This is a genomic window from Paraburkholderia sp. EG304, assembly GCF_046543485.1.
GTDB classification, from domain to species: Bacteria; Pseudomonadota; Gammaproteobacteria; order Burkholderiales; family Burkholderiaceae; genus Paraburkholderia; species Paraburkholderia youngii.
On the sequence record NZ_JBKGUA010000093.1, the window covers coordinates 1 to 13,626 of the forward strand.

At 59.0% G+C, this 13,626-nt stretch carries 13 protein-coding genes and 1 pseudogene; 4 read left to right on the forward strand and 10 right to left on the reverse strand.

Annotated features, from left to right (window positions below):
• Positions 1-102: 102 nt before the first annotated feature.
• The 5 genes from ACLFKU_RS40360 to ACLFKU_RS40380 form a co-directional block, all read right to left on the reverse strand.
• Positions 103-993: a winged helix-turn-helix domain-containing protein gene (locus ACLFKU_RS40360; RefSeq protein WP_410852943.1), complete on the reverse strand. Its 891-nt coding sequence runs from the start codon at positions 991-993 to the stop codon at positions 103-105.
• Between the two features lie 231 nt (positions 994-1,224).
• Positions 1,225-1,392 carry a hypothetical protein gene (locus tag ACLFKU_RS40365; RefSeq protein WP_410852944.1) on the reverse strand — a complete coding sequence of 56 codons (168 nt, stop codon included), beginning with the start codon at positions 1,390-1,392 and terminating at the stop codon, positions 1,225-1,227.
• Positions 1,393-1,441: 49 nt separating this feature from the next.
• On the reverse strand, positions 1,442-2,032 hold the full coding sequence (locus ACLFKU_RS40370) for a VOC family protein (RefSeq protein ID WP_184138925.1): 591 nt from the start codon (positions 2,030-2,032) through the stop codon (positions 1,442-1,444).
• Positions 2,033-2,056: 24 nt separating this feature from the next.
• Complete coding sequence (locus ACLFKU_RS40375) at positions 2,057-2,509, reverse strand: nuclear transport factor 2 family protein (RefSeq protein ID WP_260326606.1); 453 nt, start codon at positions 2,507-2,509, stop codon at positions 2,057-2,059.
• Between the two features lie 66 nt (positions 2,510-2,575).
• The gene (locus tag ACLFKU_RS40380) at positions 2,576-3,325 is read right to left on the reverse strand and encodes an SDR family oxidoreductase (protein ID WP_152854069.1); all 750 of its coding nucleotides are present in this window, start codon (positions 3,323-3,325) and stop codon (positions 2,576-2,578) included.
• Positions 3,326-3,539: 214 nt separating this feature from the next.
• Here ACLFKU_RS40380 and ACLFKU_RS40385 point away from each other — a divergent pair, with 214 nt between their 5' ends.
• Positions 3,540-4,448: a LysR family transcriptional regulator gene (locus ACLFKU_RS40385; protein ID WP_410852945.1), complete on the forward strand. Its 909-nt coding sequence runs from the start codon at positions 3,540-3,542 to the stop codon at positions 4,446-4,448.
• 21 nt (positions 4,449-4,469) lie between these two features.
• On the opposite strand, the pseudogene ACLFKU_RS40390 reads toward ACLFKU_RS40385, so the two are convergent.
• The 4 genes and pseudogenes from ACLFKU_RS40390 to ACLFKU_RS40405 form a co-directional block, all read right to left on the reverse strand.
• Positions 4,470-5,763: pseudogene (locus tag ACLFKU_RS40390) on the reverse strand (YncE family protein).
• Positions 5,760-6,239, reverse strand: coding sequence for a DUF305 domain-containing protein (locus ACLFKU_RS40395; protein WP_410852946.1), 480 nt, complete (start codon positions 6,237-6,239; stop codon positions 5,760-5,762). The pseudogene ACLFKU_RS40390 and the gene ACLFKU_RS40395 overlap by 4 nt, the downstream one beginning before the upstream one ends.
• 160 nt (positions 6,240-6,399) lie before the next feature.
• On the reverse strand, positions 6,400-6,798 hold the full coding sequence (locus tag ACLFKU_RS40400) for a nuclear transport factor 2 family protein (RefSeq protein WP_184138923.1): 399 nt from the start codon (positions 6,796-6,798) through the stop codon (positions 6,400-6,402).
• A gap of 129 nt (positions 6,799-6,927) precedes the next feature.
• On the reverse strand, positions 6,928-7,416 hold the full coding sequence (locus ACLFKU_RS40405) for a DUF3331 domain-containing protein (protein ID WP_410852948.1): 489 nt from the start codon (positions 7,414-7,416) through the stop codon (positions 6,928-6,930).
• A 467-nt stretch (positions 7,417-7,883) separates the two neighbouring features.
• Between ACLFKU_RS40405 and ACLFKU_RS40410 the strand changes: the two genes are divergently transcribed.
• Positions 7,884-9,245 carry a winged helix-turn-helix domain-containing protein gene (locus ACLFKU_RS40410; RefSeq protein WP_410852947.1) on the forward strand — a complete coding sequence of 454 codons (1,362 nt, stop codon included), beginning with the start codon at positions 7,884-7,886 and terminating at the stop codon, positions 9,243-9,245.
• A gap of 1,386 nt (positions 9,246-10,631) precedes the next feature.
• Here the strand turns inward: ACLFKU_RS40410 and ACLFKU_RS40415 are convergent.
• Positions 10,632-10,949, reverse strand: coding sequence for a hypothetical protein (locus ACLFKU_RS40415; RefSeq protein WP_184138920.1), 318 nt, complete (start codon positions 10,947-10,949; stop codon positions 10,632-10,634).
• Positions 10,950-11,309: 360 nt separating this feature from the next.
• Here ACLFKU_RS40415 and ACLFKU_RS40420 point away from each other — a divergent pair, with 360 nt between their 5' ends.
• Positions 11,310-12,065, forward strand: a complete 756-nt coding sequence (locus ACLFKU_RS40420) for an SDR family NAD(P)-dependent oxidoreductase (protein WP_152854075.1) — start codon at positions 11,310-11,312, stop codon at positions 12,063-12,065.
• Positions 12,066-12,345: 280 nt separating this feature from the next.
• Entirely contained in the window at positions 12,346-13,182 is an 837-nt protein-coding gene (locus ACLFKU_RS40425) for an alpha/beta fold hydrolase (RefSeq protein ID WP_184139175.1), read from the forward strand.
• The last annotated feature ends 444 nt before the right edge of the window (positions 13,183-13,626 follow it).

Sequence of the window (13,626 nt, forward strand, 5' to 3'; positions counted from 1 at the left end):
CGTCCTGGAGCCGGAACTCGACCAGAACTGACAAGGAAATCTACAATCGACACCGCGCAACGCCCAACCCCGCCGAATCGGTCACGTTCCCGAAATCGGCGGTCACGTTCGCCGAAATCCGCAGTCGTTTACCAAAGGCATCGAGAATCGCCGCGAGCGGTACGTAAACAAGCGCACCGAGTCGGCAGTCTCGAGTTGCTCGAGCGTGGCGCCCTCCGGCGGACACGCCAAAGTCGGCACCCAGTAGAGGGCCTCGCCGCTAATGGCAAGTGGCTCACGACTTGTCGCAACGACGCGGATATCGGAATTGGCTGCGGTCAAAGCAACGGCGATCGCGGCCGCTACGTCGATGAGATGCTCGCAGTTGTCCAGGACCAGCAGGCAGCGCGTCCCCTTCAGCGCGCCGACCAGTTGATCAACCGAAACCGCGGTGCCGCGAGCGGTGTCGGAAAACGCAGAAAGCAGTGCTTCCCTCGCCTGTCTCTCGGTCGAAATGGATGACAGCGAGATGAAGCGGACGACCTCGAAACGATCGCCAAGGCCTCGACAAAGTTCGACAGCGAGACTGGTCTTCCCGATTCCGCCCGCGCCTACTAGCGTCACGACTTGTCGTGAGGCCATCAGATCGACAACGTGCGTAATCGCCGTCTCTCGCCCAAACAGCGTGTCGACGTACGGCAATTCCTGGTGCGTGGCGCGTCGGGTTCTTCCAGGAGCGTGGATGGGTCGAGCGAGCAGGATATAGCCCCGTCCGGGGATCGTCTGTATCAGCGATCGCTCCGTTCCGAGCGCGCGACGCAACGACATCACGTGCACCTGCAGCGTGTTCTCTTCAACATCGCGATCTCGCCAGACCTGTTTGGCAAGATCCTGCTTGGTCACCAATGACCCTCGGTGTTCGATCAATACAGCGAGAATCGCATAGGCGCGGCGGCCCAGCGACACGCGCTCATTGTCGCGTGTGACCGTTCTTTGTTCGAGATTGACTTCCAATGGACCGACTTGCTCCACGGGCGATCGCCGTTCCGACGGGCGATGCGATGCGTCAGTATCACTACCTGGAACTACGTTCAATCGTCAATGCTCCCACGTCCACGATAACGCCGAGGTGAGGATCTCGCGCGGGAACTTCCCAACGTGCCGGACGATGTCCTCGACTTGGGGAATTATATCGTCATCAGTGCGGCTTGACGGGCTAAGCGCGGAGCGTTTGCCAGGAACATGTCAAAGGCCGTTGTCTAGCGAAATGATGAAACGCCTCGACACCAACGCACCGTTGGCGTCGATCAGAAGTTCGAGCAAGTCGTAGGCGCGATCGCTGAGTTTTACCGGTACGCCTGAACGCAAAACGACACGCGACGCACGTATGACTTCAAGATCACCAATTTTCATCAGAGTAGCGACAGTCTTTCAGCTCGACCTGTCGCCGGCAGAGGGAAATTCACTCGTTCGGATGCTTGGGATCCCAGAGCTTGATGCGCTTCGACTTCTCATACGCTTTACCCTTCGGGTAGCCGACGAGTTCCATTTCAGAGCCCCAAGGCGAGCGGAAATGCACCCATGTCTCGCCTGCAGTGTCACCGCTCTCCATCTTCATGGGTTCGCCAAAGACCGTAATGCCTCGAGATTTGAGGTAGGCCGCACCAGCTTGCACGTCGTCAGTGTAAAAGGCGATATGAGATGCACCCAGATCTTCGTTGTTCGGGATCAGTGTGCTTCCCGTCGAGTTCTTGTATTCGAACAACTCGATGTTTGAACCCGTCCCGCAACGCAACATGGCGATCGAAACGCTATCGGCTCGCGCGGCGACTTGGTGGGTGCGATCCTCGGACAACGAGCTGGTCAGCTTGAACGGTCCAATGAGCGTGACAGGCTTGCATCCGAATGTCGTTGAGAGGAATGCCCCTGCCTCTGCGAGATTGGGGACATTGATGCCGACGTGGTCAACGCCGGCGGTCTTGATCGCCGGGGTTTGAGCCGACGCGGTCGCACTCAAAACGAGTGCCGAGAGCAGTGCAGCGATGGATTTCATGATGATTCGGTCAGGTGTGGAGAGTTAGTTTTTGTTGAGGAATACGCGCAGGCTGGCGAGCTTGCCGTCATGAATGGAGAAAATGTCTTCGCCCCGAACGAGATTCGGATTGTCTTTAGGACCGTAGCCCCAGGTCACGCGACCGAGTCCGTGATTCCATGAGACAGGGTCCGGTGTGAACGCAAACCCCGCGTGTTCGGTTTGAACACGCTCGATGAGTCGGTTGACGTTCGCATAGCCCGAAGCGATCTCGGCGTAGTCGGACACAAAGATGTCGGGCGTGTAGACAGTCGGAAATTTGTCCACACGCATCGCCTTATCGCGCTCGTTCCAGATCTCGAAGTGGCGGTCGATCAAATGCTGAGCGACAACGATGTCTTGAGCGTCGTTGTTCATGGGGCGTACGTCCTGTGAATGAACCGTGGGCGCGGTCAGCGATGCGATCAGCCATGCGCCCACAAAGGCAAGTTTTTTCATGGAGCTGCGGTCGAAAGGTGTCGATAACGGCCTCGATATCGGATCGGAGGCCGTCGTCCGTGTTGATCAAACTTGTGCCATGCCGCCGTCGACGAACAGCTCGATGCCGTTGATGAAACTCGACGCGTCGGAGGCAAGGAAGGCAACGGCCTTGCCGACTTCTTCGGGCTCCCCGATGCGGCCTGCAGGTACTTGCGAGGCGAGTGCGTCGAACAGTCCTTGACGAGCCTCTTCAGGCACCAGGCCACCCAGACCCGGCGTGCGGATCGGGCCGGGGCTGACGACATTGACGCGGATGCCGCGATCCTTGAGGTCCAGTGTCCACGACCGTGCGAAGTTGCGAACCGCTGCCTTGCTTGCGCTGTACACGCTGAAGTTCGGCGTTCCCTTAACCGATGTCGTCGACGAGGTCAGGATGATCGATGCGCCGTCGACAAGCAGCGGAAGTGCCTTCTGAACAGTGAACAGGACGCCGCGCACGTTGGTGCCGAAGATGCGATCGAAATGCTCCTCGGTAATCGCACCCAGCGGAAGCATGTCACCGCCACCGGCGTTGGCGAACAAGATATCGAGCTTGCCGGCTTCCTTGGCGATCTGCGCATAGACCGCGTCGAGGTCGGCCATCACCGATGCGTCGGCGCGGATACCCGTCGCCGCAGTCCCGATCGCAGCAACGGCTGCATCCAGTTCACCTTGCCGACGACCCGTGATGAAGACGCGTGCGCCCTGTGCGGCGAGTTCCTGCGCAGCGCCGAGGCCGATGCCTGTCGTGCCGCCGGTAACGAGGGCGATCTTTCCGTTCAGTGGCTTGCTCATGAAATGCTCCGTTTCGTAAATTGAGGGTTGGTTTTCTGCCCGACATCGCTTTGTCGATGTGGGTGTCGTCCAGCTCGACACTCCGCTCGCCGCCGCGTTTCGCTTCAGGCATGGCGTCAATGTACCGGGCGGACATTCTTCGATAAATGGACAATAATGAAAATACTATGCACAATTGTGCACAATCAGAGGCATTACCAGGGGGTCACTTCGAATGGATCAGTTATTGGCGATGCGTGCCTTTGCGCGTGTCGTCGAGGCGGGTAGCTTTACGCGTGCGGCAGACTCGCTCAATCTGCCAAACGCGACCATGAGCAAGCTGGTCCGGGAGCTCGAGGCACATCTGGGCGTGCGGCTGCTACAGAGGACGACGCGACGTGTCACCGTGACGCCCGAGGGACAGGACTATTACGCGAAGGCGACGCGCGTCCTTCGTGACCTGGAAGACATGGATTCGTCGTTCAACTCGGCGAAATCACACCCGCGCGGTCATTTGCGCATCGACGTCGGCGGATCGACCGCGCGGGACGTGCTGATTCCATTGCTTCCCGACTTTATGGCGCGCTATCCCGACATCCGGATCGATCTCGGTGTGTCGGATCGATCGGTCGACCTTATTGAAGACAATGTCGACTGTGTGATTCGTGGCGGTCCGCTCGATAACTCATCGTTGATCGCGCGACATATCGGCGACGCGGCGATGGTCACCTGCGCGACGCCCGAATACCTGAAGCTCTATGGCGTGCCTGCCTATCCAGACGAATTGAAGAACGGACACCGCTTGATTGCTTACGTCTCGGCGCAGAACGGCCGGGCACTTCCATTCCGCTTCGCGCGGAACAACGAGAAAAGTGAGATCAAGGTTGACCATCGGATTGGCATCAACGAAAGCAACGCGCACCTTGCCGCTGCTGTTACAGGCATGGGCATCATTCAGACTTTTTCGTATTCAGCCAGAGCCGCGCTCGACGAAGGCACACTCGTGGAAATCCTGCGCAAGTGGCGCCCCCCACCGTACCCGTTTCATGTCGTGTATCCGCAGAATCGACACGTGACGCATCGACTCCGCGTGTTCATCGATTGGTTGCTGGAATGCTTTCCCGCACGTGTGAAGGGCAATTAGGGGGCGGTCCGTATTGCCCGACTACATCCGCTGCAACTGGACAGGAGAGCCGGGCTTGCCGTCGGTGACAGGCGGGATGACCAGATAGCGACGGTGCTCCGGCGCGCTCGTGCCTTGCGCCACGAGTTCGCGGATTTGCCCAATGGCATTGACGACTGCAGCGCCCGCGGGATTGGTCATGAAGTTCGAAAGAGGTTCGAGGGGACCGGATGCGTCTGCCTTGTCGGCCAGCGCCAAGACATAGGGGCGCTTCGGCTCGAGCCCTGACACGGCAGCCTGGAGAACTTGCAGCAGGCCTTGATCAAACAGTGAAACGCTCGTCGGGGGCGTGCCCGCTTGTGCCGCGCCGATGGCCGAGAGATAGACGTTGGCCACCTGCCCCGCTACCCCCAAACGACTGAAGGTTTTGCGTGCCGTCTCCTTCGGGAACCGAATTTGGAACATAGGCCACGGCTTGAGGTGCCTGCCCGATTGGAATGGTCGCGACAACCGTATTGGTGCGAGTATCGATGGCAGCCAGCGCGTCGGCGTTCTCAAGCCCGACGTAGACTCGCGTACCGTCTCCTGACGGCCAGACTCCGTGCGGAAGATTGCCCACGGGGATATCAGCAACTTGCTCGAAGTCATCGGTGCGGAAAACCTTGACGCGATTCAGGGCCCCGACAGTGACGTACGCGAGCATGCCATGCTCGTTGTGGACATGTTGACGTGGTTCGTGATCGGTCCCGTTTCCAGCGTCTTCAGCAACGCGAAGGGCGGCTGTGCGCTAAATGCCTGCGTCCTGCCGCTATCCTTGAGCGTGATCCAGACCTGCTTGTTGTCCGGGGATACCGCGATGTTGGGGCAGAAAGGACTCGACTGTTGAAGACGACCCACGATCTGATGCGATTTGACCTCGACCACATCGATTTCGGGGTTAAACGAGGAACACACAAAGCCATATTTTCTCGTGCTTGACCGTATTGGTTTCGGTGTCGATAAAGCTGACCGAATTCGAGCCGATCGATACCACCGCGAGCGTGCGGTGATCTGGCGAAAAGCCCATCCCGTGCACCAGAACCTGTCCGCGATACAGCGGGCCGAAATTCGTCGGTGCCGGCTGGCCCACTCGGACCACGCCCAGTAGCTTATTGTCTGTCGGATCGGTCACCGACACGGTGTTCGAGAACTGTTCGACCGCATAGACGCGATCGTGGTGGCTGACCGGAATGTCCGGGTCAGACAGGGAGCCTGGAGCCTGGCCGGCGTAGCAAACGTGCGCCGATGCGAGCAGTGCGGCGCAGATTATCGATGGGAGCGTGAGAAGCGGTTTCATTGCGCGTCCTTCGACATGTTCATATTCGTGTGGTCATGGGCCCGAGTCGTCCGAGTGGCAGAGGACGGCCCTGGCATCAGTTGATCAGGCGCAGGCTTCGGAGCGGGCAAGGGCTGGCCCAGAGCGAGCCGCATGGCGACGATCTCCTGTTGTTGCTCGACGATGATTTCCTGAGCGATGCGGCGAAGCCGCTCATCGTGCCCATGGCGCAATTCGGCTTGTGCCATGTCAATCGCGCCTTGATGGTGAGGCACCATCATTGCGACGAAGTCCTGATCGACGTCACCCGTCGGGTGAACGGACATGCCATTCATCATAGCCGTCATAGCCCGATCGTTTTCAGACAGAAAGGGGGCTTCTTGTTCGCTTGAAGCGACAGCTCCGGCAGCCTGCGCGGAAGGACTTGAGATGCAGACAACAAGAACGAAACCGAGCGCAAGGGTCACTCGGTGGAACCGGGGACATACTGAGAACATCGAGTCGCCTGTGTGGGTGCAGTCGCGGGAGGCAGCTCGCAGCGCGGCCGAAGCGTGAGTTCGAGCGCGCGAGCGGGCGATTGCGGGATTGCGGGATTGCGGGATTGCGGGATTGCGGGATTGCGGGATTGACATGGGCGCAAGCAGGCCCGTGCGATGGTCAGACGTCTTTGCTGAACGCACGTTGAGCAGCGACGGTGTCGAGCGACTCGCGCAGCAGTTTGATTTTTCCGTTTTCGGCGACGAGGCGTCCGGCGTACATCTGCCGATACGTCTTGCCAGTGGTCACGACGCGCGCCTCCACCTCATACTCGCCAAACGCCTGGTCCGGCGTATCGATCAGGATGTTCGCGTTCTTGAAGGCGAAGTCCGGCACCGCCGCGAGTAGCGACGCGATGAATGTTTCGATGGCAGCTGGACCCTGTGCACCGGTTTTAGGGTTGATGCTCGCGAGATACGGAAGCTCGAGCACGCCATCGTCGGCGAAGAGCGCGGCGGCCGCTTTGGGGTCGCGGATGGAGTCAAGATAGGTGGTGAGAAGCTCTGACGCTGATTTCATTGGAACCTCGGTAGGTGGTGAGAAGAAAAAACGTGCGATGACAGCAGGCAGGCGTGATGGCTTCGACTCGCGTTCGATCGTCCCGATCGGCCGGTGAGGGATCTGTGCCGATCCGACGTCCGTTCGACCTCAGATTCGAGGCCGGCGCGAACGCCGCTTCGGACGTTCGTGAATGAGGTCATCGCCATGACTGACGGCGCCGGCCAGCGCGCTCGCCAGAATCATGGCCTGGGCATTGAGCGGAGGAGGCGTGATCGGGATGGGCCGATAGATGGCCTCTCCGACGCCCACTGACTCGCCAGTCAGCGCGCACTCCCCTTGACGTCGGGCGACGCCCAGGCGCCAGATCTGATCGTTGTAGTGGCACATCGTCGCATCGCGCCACGAAATCGCCACGGTGTGATCGCTCAGGCGATCGAGCACATTGACGATGCGTGCCGCGCGTGTTCCGTCGTCAATCCGGGCCCTGCACACGCCCCCCGGTGCGCGGAAATCAACACGAATGCGGCGTTCGGCGCAGGTCGCCGAAAGGAGTGTCGTCGCGGCAGTCACGGATTTCGCCAGCAACAGATTGCGGACAATGCCCAGCCAAGGATCGTTGCCTCTGGTATCGCGCATCACGCGGATTCCTGGTCGTGTCTTGCAGGTCAGATTAAATTGCGCCTGGCGCCGCGTTCGGGACGTCGCAATGAGCAGAACGCGAGCCGGCTTCGAAAAGGGTCATCTGCATTGACGACGAGGCGGTCGCCGCCTCGTCCATCACTGCAGTCTCCAGATGCTCGAGTCTCGCGCCCATATATTGGGTCGTTATCGTCGGCGGAACCTGACGAAGGAGACTTCGGCGATGCGAATTGTTCTCGGGATCCGGTCCATCAGTCCTTGATGAACTATTAAAGAATCTGAAATCTGTCTTTGAACAGGCTGCGGCCCCGACAAATCGTTTTTTTGGCCGGTACAATTCGTCAATTGACCGGGTCGATTCCTCGCGGTTGGGATCGGGGCGGGTGCACAGCGTGTTGCGGGTCGCGGTCCTGAGGCACGACGAACGCCGTTTCCCGTGAAGGAAAGGGTCCAGCGAGGGTGAGATGAAATTCGGCGAAATCGAGGTGCTGCGCGAGTCCCGCGAGGTCTTACGCTCGGGCTCACCCGTTAAAATCAGTAGTCGTGCCTTTGATTTGCTCGAGATGCTGATCGACGCCCACGGCGCTCTTGTTTCGAACGAAGCCATCATGGCCAAGGTCTGGCCGACGACGATCGTCGAAGAAAACAACATTCAGGTTCAGATCTGTGCGCTCCGAAAGTTGTTCGGTCGCCACAAGGGGCTCATCAAGAATGTGTTTGGCCGTGGCTATCGCCTGGTGCGGCCGGGCGACGCGTCGGCAGTTATTGCGCCCGTGAACCCTTTAGTGAGCACCGCTTCGATTGATTTGGCGATGTACAAGCCGCCACTCTATCTTGACGAGTTCTTCGGACGCGAAGCGCTCCTGGGTCAGTTGATCATTCGAGTGCAGGAGCGCCGACCGTTACTCACTGTTGTTGGTCCGGCGGGATGCGGAAAGTCACGGCTGGCGCTGGAAGCCGCAAGACGACTGGAGCAACATGGCGCGGTTCGCACCCTCTATCTGTCGATGGCAAGCGGTGCCGCCGCTACCGATGCCTTCGGTCACATTGAACAATTGTTGATTCAGACGGCCGGGTCGACCGATGGTCCATCACCGGGGCAGCACACGCTCGTTCTTGTCGACAATTGCGACCTCGTCGCAGAGCGCGTCGCGGAGTTCGTCAGTGCCATGCACGCTGCCGGGCGAGCGCTTTCTGTGATCGCAACCTCGCGAGCGCCATTGAGACTTTCCATGGAGGACGTTGTCTACGTGGAACCGTTTCGAGTCGATTGTGACGAGCGCGACCTCAGTACCGCCATCGACATGTTTGTGGCGCGAGCGTCTGATGTGCGCGCATCCACCTTTACCGACGACGGCTTGATTCCCTATCTCAGGGAGATGGTGCAAGAGGTAGACGGTCTGCCGCTAGGAATCGAGTTTGTCGCGCGTCAAACTGCGTTGCTGGGTGTTGATTCTGTACGGGCGCTATTCGAGCGCGATATCGAGTTACCCAAGCGAGTCATCAGGCACATGGGAGATGCCCGACACGAGTCGCTGACCTCAGCGCTATCGTGGACCTGGAACCATCTGCCGAGTGACCAACAGAAGATCCTTAGTCATTTCGCCAGCAGTCGGCAACATGCATCGCTAAAGGACCTGAGCACCATCGCTCGCACGGTTGGACTTTCTGAAGAGGCCTCCTTCGAGGCACTGAGTGGCGTGATTGATAGCGCGTTCGTTTTTCGAAACTTCGAAGGCTCGCGCGCCGCTTACCGAATGCCCAACACGGTTCGCCGCTTTTTGCGCGCCCTCGATTCGAGCGACAACACGCACGCCGCGCAGTAACTCAGCAGTCAGTGAAGTTCCAGCATGTCCTTGAAAGCCCAGTCGATAGAGAGCCAGAAGTTGATTTCAACGAGCGATCACGTGGAATCGTTTCGCTTGTCCGTAAATCGATCCGCCGTGGAGACGGCTGGGCCGCCGGAAATGAATCTCGAACGACGTACGGTGACGCGGAATGATGTTCGAGTGCCACTCGGAAATCGCGCGTACGCGGTTCTCAATGTGCTGATCGCGCGCAGAGGATCTCTGGTCCCCAAGAACGCGATTTAACGGCGGACAATTGCGATATGCGCGTCATCGCGACAGGTCGTGAACCGCTTGAGATCAGCGGTGATACGAGCTTGATTCGGCAGATTGTGCTGCGCGCTTCTTGCGGCAAAACCAGATCAGTGAAGAAATCCACAGCACCGTATGGAACGCGATCGCCATCCACACGACCCTTGGGCTCCCGGAACGTATGGAAGCCACTTCGCGGCTGATTGCCCACGCCTTACGGATGGACCTTTTCGGAGATGGGATTGGTGTTCTGACGAGGTCAGAAAGGACAGAAATAGTGGATGCATTTCCGCGCGGCGAAAGCTTTGCGCGTGACTATCTCGAAGCTGTCGGACGTAGCATGCTTCATCGACCCTAACCCGTACACAGTACGGCAGGCGCGGACATTCTCGAGCGGTTAGACGAACGCTTTCGGCGATCGAATCACTGCGGCCGCATACTTGGCGCGCGTTGGGATAGAGACGTGGGTTAGCGACGGAGAACGTGCAGGGGGTGGATTCCCGCAGCTTCTCTCACTGCAACCTGCGCATCGGCGACAAGGCTCCTTAAGAACTCTGCATGCAGTCGGTCGGCAACTGTGCGTTCCCCATTCGCCTCCATGCAATCGAGTGCATAGGCGCGTGTGCTATCCGACAGGCGATATCGCCTCGCGCAGGTTCGATCGATCGAAACCAGGGACTTTGACACGAGGCTTGCAAGCGAGTCGTCTCCTGAGAGGTCAAGCCGAAGCCTGTCGCAATCGACCATGCGCCCTCCAGTGAGAATCCGTCTACAAATACCCCCATCACGCGGAAGAGCAACTGCTCGTTTGTCGAAAGCAGTCGGTAACTCCAGTCAAAGACGGCCTTGAGCGCCTGATGTCTCGGCAGTGCGTCGCGAGATCCGCCAGTGAGGATCGAAAACCTTCTGTCGAGGTTGGACTTGATGGCCTCCAGCCCCAGGCTGGCCGTTCGCGATGCTGCGAGTTCGATCGCCAGAGGCATTCCATCGAGCCGCCGGCATATGTCCGCGACCGTCGATAGCGTCGCTTCGTGGTTGGCCAAGGGCATTGAAAAACGCTGCGAGCGATAGGCGACCAGGCGGACCGAATCCGATGTCTCAACTTGCTCGCGGCTAGCGCCCTCTGGCGGACACGCTAACGTTGGAACCCAATAGAGCATCTCGCTGCTGTGACGATGCATATTCCGCGGACAGCCCCATGCAGGAAAAGTGTGCCGCTACTGACAACGTGTCCGCGGCGACAGAAATGGATTCCTGGCGTGCCAGAAGCGAGCCGAACAGAAAGATGCGCCATGTGTGGTGATAGAGCACCTCGGGCAGACATGTGCGAGCCATCATCGCTGCATCAGCGGCGAGACGGGTTGTCGGGATCTGTATTCCGGCGATCGTCCGATTCACGCCGGTTCGATGCCGAAGGTGTTGTTGGTCCATCGGTCTGGTCCTTTTCGTACCTGAGCCTTGCAGGGGGCGTCTCCAGCGTGTCCGTCTTGCCGGTCTCTTAATGGGTGCGCGTGACGCGCATCGTCGAATGGAACGAAGGCGCGCCTCCGGCGCCAATTTTCTTGCCAGCGTCTCGAGGCGACACATTACGCCGAGTGCCGATCGCTTTCCCCCTCTAGATTCTTAAATTCTATGGATCCGTCTGAGCCAAGGTCCTGATCGAATCGCTCGCGCAGGAGGCCTTTTAAGACTTAGGCCCGCGATAGCAGAAGATTTAATAAGTCGAATATATATTCGCGCGCCAGAAATGATTACCGTCTCGCCTATCGATTTTTTCTAAGGGAGTTAAGGATGAGCAATCGATTGGCGGGAAAAGTGGCACTCGTGACGGGCGGAACGAGCGGCATCGGTTTGGCCACGGCAAAGGAACTCGCTCTCGAGGGAGCAACGGTATACATCACGGGGCGCCGCCTGGCAGAGTTGGACGCTGCCTGCGCCAACATCGGACATGGGGTTCGCGGGATCAAGGGTGACGTCACATCGAACAGTGACCTCGACGCGTTGATCGAGACCCTTCGATCCGCAGAAGGTCGGATCGACGTCCTCTTCGCCAATGCCGGCGGCGGAACGATGGCGCCACTCGGACAGATCACGGAGGAGCATTTCGACGACACTTTCAATCGCAACGTGCGCGCGCTGGTGTTCACTGTTCAAAAGTCGTTGCCGCTGATGAGCGCAGGGGCTTCCATCATTTTGACAGGCTCCACTGCGGGCTCGTCCGGCACGCAAGCGTTCAGCATTTATAGCGCATCGAAAGCTGCGGTACGCAACCTCGCGCGCAGTTGGGTACTTGATCTGAAAGAACGTGGAATTCGCGTGAACGTCGTGAGCCCCGGTGCGACGAAGACCATCGGACTGGCCGAACTGGCTGGCGACTCAAAGGAAGCCCAGGAAGGCTTGCTGACTTACCTCGCCTCGCTGATTCCGATGGGTCGCCTTGCGGATCCGTCGGAGATCGGCAAGGTGGTGGTCTTTCTCGCATCCGATGATTCGAGTTTCGTCAACGGTGCCGAGATCTTTGCCGACGGTGGTCAGGCGCAGGTGTGAGCTGAGCATTGGCAATGACATAAAGCGCGAGTCTTTGCGTCCGATTTCGCTGGGTGTCCCTGTCGGTACCCAGATCAGTCGCCGCCTTACAAAAAACAATTATCACCGGGAAAAGTAGATGAACGATCAGTTTGACCAGCCATCGTTGGCGCGCCGCAAGGCTTTTCTGGCAGGCGCGGGCGCCGCCGTAGCGGCGGTTGGCGCGCCGTGCCTCGCTTCGGCGGAAGTGCATCAAGCCAGCGCGCACACTGCGGCACCTCATCAACATGGAATCGCTGACATGAACTACGTCACCACGAAGGACGGTACTCAGATCTTCTACAAAGACTGGGGCCCAAAGGATGCACAACCCATCGTGTTCCATCACGGTTGGCCGCTGTCATCGGACGACTGGGATACGCAGATGCTGTTCTTCGTGCAGCACGGCTATCGTGTCGTCGCACATGACCGGCGCGGTCACGGCCGTTCGTCACAAGTGTCCGAAGGCCACGACATGGACCACTATGCCGCGGACGCCTTTGCGGTTGTCGAAGCGCTCAACCTTCGCAACGCAGTGCATATCGGCCATTCGACCGGGGGCGGCGAAGTCGCGCGTTACGTCGCAAAGCACGGACAGCCTTCGGGACGCGTGGCCAAGGCGGTGCTGGTCAGCGCCGTTACGCCGCTGATGGTCAAGACCGACTCGAACCCCGAAGGTCTGCCGCTGAGCGTGTTCGACGGATTCCGCCAGGCGCTCGCGGCCAACCGCGCGCAATTCTTCGTCGATGTGCCGACCGGGCCTTTCTACGGCTTCAACCGTCCGGGCGCGACCGTACATCCGGGCGTGATCCAGAACTGGTGGCGTCAGGGAATGACGGGCAGCGCCAAGGCTCACTATGAGGGCATCAAGGCTTTCTCTGAAACCGACCAGACCGACGACCTCCGGGAGATTACGGTGCCGACTTTGGTACTGCACGGTGAAGACGACCAAATCGTCCCGATCGCAGACTCGGCACGCAAGTCGATCAAGCTGCTTAAGAACGGGACGCTCAAGACCTACCCCAGCTTTTCGCACGGCATGTTGACTGTCAATGCGGAAACGCTCAACGCAGATCTGCTGGCGTTTGTACGTGCCTGATTTGGGCCGTGCTTCGTTGATCGATCTCTGAGCAAACATTGCCGGTGGTGTTGGATAACACTGCCGGCTGAATGACTCATGTTGTCGAGCGGCCGGTCCGAATGCTGATTGAGACTGCTGCGTCGTCCGCGTTAGCCGGGCACCGATGGGAGCTTTGCGACGTGCATCTCGATACGCCGCTTCCATGTACGCCATAGAAATTCAACCGTGCGACCTTGCGAGTATCTCGGCGAGAGCAGTCCCAATCGAGTGCATCGAGGAGATCGGTCGATTCGGTGTTCGGTACGTTAGCGCTCGCTCGACCTCTCCGTCGACACTTAGGGCTACGCTGAACAAGCAGCTGAATTTGCGACGTGTCGGCGATGTAGAGGTGTTCAGGTCGTGAAGCCGACCGTCATCCTTTGGTTTTTGGCCCTTGCGGGCATTGCACGCGGGCGTTTTGCC